The following is a 4,429-nucleotide window of genomic DNA, read 5'->3' as shown; positions in this document are numbered from 1 at the left end:
GCCGATTATCAGGCGTATAAGGTGACGGACGTGCTTTTGAGGTTCAACTACAGGTTCCTCTCCGCCGAGGGCAGGCCGGCCGAACACAGGGCGGAGATGGAAGCGGTCGCCGAGCTATGAGGGATGATCAGGGGAGTCTATCAACTTCTGATACGCCTCGATAGGGATGAATTGATCCGGATCGGCCGGCTTGGCACCTTCCACTTCCCAGCCGGATATTACATCTACACCGGAAGCGCTATGTCCGGAGTGGAGGGAAGGGTGTCCAGACATCTGAGATCTGACAAAAAGCTCAGATGGCATGTGGATTACCTCCTCGAGAGGGCAAAGGTTGTGGGTGTACATGAGATCTGGACGGATGAGAGGATTGAGTGTGAGCTGAACCTGCAGACCCTATCCCTATTCGGTGCTTATGTGGTGGTGCCGGGATTCGGCTCGAGCGATTGTCGATGTCCCTCTCATCTGATCTATCTGGGAGAGGAGAGATGGGGAATTTCGACTTTCTGGCCATCCCCTATCTGATAGATCTCACCATAGCGGCGAGCGCCATATTGATCAACCTGTTCGCTCAGAACTTAGGCGCGACGCCGTTTCAGCTTGGATTGTTGGGGTTTTCGTGGGGGATCGTCTATTCGTTCGCCTCCTTCATCTCGGGGAGATTGGCCGATAGAGGGCCGCGGAGGCTGTTCCTGATCTTTGGCCTGTCGATATACGGCGCCGTGATAATAGGGTACAGTTTCTCCGGATCTGTGAGGGATCTGATCATGCTTAACCTCCTGAGCGGGTTGGGGAGCGCCTTCTTCTGGCCGGTCTTTGAGACCTTCCTACATGAGGAGGCCGATCCGGGCGGGACGAACAGACGGATGGGTTTTTTCAACCTCGGATGGACGATGGGGATAATATCCGGATCGGCCGTGGGAGGATATCTGATGGCCTTCGGCCCGCGCTCCGTCTTCAGGTTCCTGGGCGGTTTGATCTTCCTGACGTTGAGCTATCTCTCGCTGAGATTGAGGGGCTGCCCAGCGAAGGTGACCTCCGTAGGAGAGGAGGACATGAGGAAAAAGGTCTCTCTGCCTGATCTGAGGGGAAGGTTGAAATTCCTCTATGTGGCCTGGATCGCCAATTTCGTCCTCTTCTTCTCCGGCGCTGCCACGTCTAACATGTTTCCCAAAGTTGCCAGAGTGGAGGGGATACCGGATGGGATCATAGGGGTTTTGCTCTCGCTGATAAACGTCGGCCAGGGGATAACCTTCTTCATCCTCTCGCGCACGTCGATCTGGCATTACAGGATGACGCCGATATTCGCCTTCGAGGGCGTCTCACTGGTGGGAATGCTCCTCCTGGGATTCGGCGGAGAGCGATCGACGTATGCGTTTGGGATGCTGTTGCAGGGGCTGGGACGTGGAATGACCTATGCATCGAGCCTGCTATATGTCCTCTCAGCCACTGAATCCAAAGGGGCAAATGCGGGCGTTCATGAGATGCTGGTCGGATCGGCCTTCACCCTTGGACCGCTTCTGGCGGGCCTTGTGGCCCAGAAGATAGCCCTGAAGGCGGCTTTCCATCTGGCCTCCATCGTGATCCTTCTGGGCTGGATCGCTCAGGCGAGCATAATCCTCAAGTTCCGAGGGGAAACCTCACGCCCTTGACTTCCCACCCGCCTTGTTATATATTATAGCATCTGTAACCGGTTACAGCTATTTCCGACATCGAGATGAAAAACAATGGTTATGGAAGGAGATTATAGTTGAACTGGTTACAGGAACAACCCCGGGGAGCTTACCGTTCAAGGCGTCATAAATCCATGGGAGGATCCACCGATGGGTATGGATAGGGTGAAAAGATGCAGGGGTGTCATAGTCCCCATGATAACTCCCTTCACCGAAGAAGGAAAGATTGACTTGGATGCCGCCGGGAGGGTGGCGGAGTATCTCGTCGAGGGAGGCACCAAGGTTTTCCTGCTGGGAACGACGGGGGAATCCGCCTCAATACCCGATTCGGAGAAGATTCCCCTTGTGAAAGCGGTGTTGGACAAGGTTGGCGATAGGAGTCCGGTCTATGCGGGCATATCCGGAAATTGTTTCGCCACGTCGGTCGATCTAGCTAACAGATACTTCGATATGGGTATTGAAGCGGTGGTAGCCCATCTGCCTCACTATTACCCCCTGACCCCAGAACATATGCTCAGATATTATGAGGCTTTAGCCGATGCGATATCTGGTCCCCTGATACTCTATAACATCCCCTCCACCACCCACATCTCCATTCCCCTTGAGGTGATCGAAAAGCTGAGCTACCATCCCAGGATAATAGGCCTTAAGGATTCGGAAGGAGATGAGGCGAGGCTTGAGAGATCGCTTGAGATGTGGCGTGATAGGGAGGATTTCTCCCATCTCGTCGGATCAAGCCCGCTTTCATTTAGAGGATTATCGCTCGGATCAAGCGGTATCGTCCCAAGCGGGGGAAATGTCGTTCCGCATATGTACAGCAGGCTTTACCAAGCGGCGGTAAGCGGCGACCTGAGAAGGGCGGAATCGCTTCAAAGAGAAACCGACGAGATAACCGGAATCTATGCTAGGGGAAGAGAATTGACCCAATCGCTGGCGGCGCTTAAAGTCATGATGAGCGAGCTCGGTCTCTGTAAACCATGGGTCCTCCCCCCCATACTCCCCTTAAGCGAGAAGGAAAGGGAGAAGATCAGGGAGGAGATGATCAGGTTCGGGCTTATTAAATTCCCCTCATACTATATTGAGCGGGGGATAATCGGCGATTCACGTTGATTTTCCCCAGGAAGCAGGAGGCAGGTTTTCCCACGCTTATGAGCTTGCTCATGCCGGTCGCCGCCCTACGCAGTACGTCTCTTTCCTCTCCTTGTCTCCTACATGACGTCCGCCCGACGTCTCATGGCCGGATTTCGTCTACTACGTCAAACTTCTGGCGAAGGCGGCAGGATGGTTGTAAAAGGGGCTCAACTTCATCTTCGATCCCACCGATAAATAACGATGGGTGATCGAGATGAAATTCCTGTTGGTAACGGTTATGATAATCATCGCCTTTGCCATAATGAGCGATAAGGGAAGGCTCATGCTGGAGGTCCTGACTTCCGTAGCGCTGTCAACCGCTCTCGCTCTGACGCTGATGAGTAGATATCAGAGCCCCCAAAAACGCGGGATGGAAAAACCTCAGGAGGAGAAGCAGAGGGCGGACGATTAACTATTTCACTTCGATAAACCTCCTCTCCCTTGAGGATTCGTATGCCGCCTCGACAACCCTCAGAGCTTTATAGCCGTCTTCCCCCGTTATAGGAGGTTGAGAGTTCTCCATTATCGCCTTCAGGAACTCCTCTATAAATCTCACTCCCCATACTCCGCCGTATCCTTCCACCCTCTCCTCCTTTATCTCTACCACGTCTCGTTCTCTACCTCGAATGATTTCAACCGTGCCTGCCCCCTCCATCTGAGGTTTCCATGAGATGATACCTTCTGTTCCCCTTACCTGGACGAAGAGATCATATCCATAGGCGGCGGAATAGCTTATATCCAGTGAGGCGACCGCACCGCTTTCAAAAACCAGCAGGGCGTGCGAATTATCCTCTATCTCCAGCCCATGTGTGAGCGAGTTGATTCTCGCTGCCACTGATCTGACCTCCTGGCCGGAGATCCACCTGAAAAGGTCTATCCAGTGGACGCCAAGGTTGTGGAGCGGTCCTCCTCCGCTTATCTCCTTCTGAACCATCCACTCGGCCCCTCCGTCCAGGTATCTTTGGGGTGGGCCGGCGATGTTTCTCCCCTCGAAAGCGACGATTTGACCGATCACTCTCCTATCGATCATCTCCTTTATCCTCATGGCTGCGGCGCAGTATCGCCACAGATACGGCGTTGTCAGTTTGACTCCTGAATTTCGAGCGGCGGATATCATGCGGAGAATTCCCTCGCTGCGATTGGACATCGGTTTTTCCACTATAACGTGTCTGCCGGACTCACAGGCCGATACTGCCGCATCGGGACACATGGCGTGGGGAAGAAGGATGATGACGAGATCCACATCGGAGTTTCGGATAAGATCCCGCCAGTCCCGATGAAGCTCCGGAATTCCGTATTTATCTCCCATCCGCCGAAGCAGCGATTCGTCCTCATCGGCGATCGCCGTCACATTGGCGTCGGACAGGTTTTCCAGAAGACGGATATATCCCTCCGAATGGAGGTGATGCAGACCTATGATGCCTACCTTAAAGACCAATCCATCCCCCTTTCCTTCAGACCTTTGAAAGCCGATCTATATCCTCGTTTGCACCGACGACGACCAGGATATCTCCCTCCCTGATTGCATAATCCGGCGTCGGCATCTCCGTGATCTCCTCGGGGCCCGATCGCTTGATCGCTATGATGTTCACCCCGTATTTGGTTCGGATCTTGAGCTCCGCTATGGT

General features: G+C 53.8%; 6 protein-coding genes. 4 read left to right on the top strand and 2 right to left on the bottom strand.

The annotated features are described in order from the left end of the window. Positions 1-123 precede the first annotated feature (123 nt). The 4 genes from J7M22_03510 (at position 124) to J7M22_03495 (ending at position 3,213) form a co-directional block, all read left to right on the top strand. Positions 124-522 carry a GIY-YIG nuclease family protein gene (locus tag J7M22_03510; protein ID MCD6505672.1) on the top strand — a complete coding sequence of 133 codons (399 nt, stop codon included), beginning with the start codon at positions 124-126 and terminating at the stop codon, positions 520-522. Next, a complete protein-coding gene (locus J7M22_03505) occupies positions 486-1,649 on the top strand; it encodes an MFS transporter (protein MCD6505671.1) in 1,164 nt (387 codons plus the stop codon). Before J7M22_03510 ends, J7M22_03505 begins: the two co-directional genes overlap by 37 nt. A 171-nt stretch (positions 1,650-1,820) precedes the next feature. Beyond that, the gene (locus J7M22_03500; GenBank protein ID MCD6505670.1) at positions 1,821-2,780 is read left to right on the top strand and encodes a dihydrodipicolinate synthase family protein; all 960 of its coding nucleotides are present in this window, start codon (positions 1,821-1,823) and stop codon (positions 2,778-2,780) included. A 235-nt stretch (positions 2,781-3,015) separates the two neighbouring features. After that, positions 3,016-3,213, top strand: coding sequence for a hypothetical protein (locus J7M22_03495; protein MCD6505669.1), 198 nt, complete (start codon positions 3,016-3,018; stop codon positions 3,211-3,213). On the opposite strand, the gene J7M22_03490 is transcribed toward J7M22_03495, so the two are convergent. Both J7M22_03490 and J7M22_03485 read right to left on the bottom strand, forming a co-directional pair. Then, positions 3,214-4,239 (bottom strand): Gfo/Idh/MocA family oxidoreductase, encoded by a 1,026-nt coding sequence (locus tag J7M22_03490; GenBank protein ID MCD6505668.1) that lies wholly within the window; start codon positions 4,237-4,239, stop codon positions 3,214-3,216. A 16-nt stretch (positions 4,240-4,255) separates the two neighbouring features. Beyond that, the coding region (locus tag J7M22_03485; GenBank protein MCD6505667.1) for a TrkA C-terminal domain-containing protein at positions 4,256-4,429 on the bottom strand (174 nt) is incomplete at its 5' end.

The sequence above is a fragment of the Candidatus Poribacteria bacterium genome (genome assembly GCA_021162805.1).
In the GTDB taxonomy this organism is placed as follows: Bacteria; Poribacteria; WGA-4E; order B28-G17; family B28-G17; genus JAGGXZ01.
This window is presented reverse-complemented; position numbering and strand designations above follow the sequence as displayed.

What these genes read in the sequence shown, in the direction of transcription:
- J7M22_03510 (MCD6505672.1), top strand. Translation starts at nt 124, where the DNA reads ATGATCAGGGGAGTCTATCAACTTCTGATACGCCTCGATAGGGATGAA.
- J7M22_03505 (MCD6505671.1), top strand. Translation starts at nt 486, where the DNA reads ATGGGGAATTTCGACTTTCTGGCCATCCCCTATCTGATAGATCTCACC.
- J7M22_03500 (MCD6505670.1), top strand. Translation starts at nt 1,821, where the DNA reads ATGGGTATGGATAGGGTGAAAAGATGCAGGGGTGTCATAGTCCCCATG.
- J7M22_03495 (MCD6505669.1), top strand. Translation starts at nt 3,016, where the DNA reads ATGAAATTCCTGTTGGTAACGGTTATGATAATCATCGCCTTTGCCATA.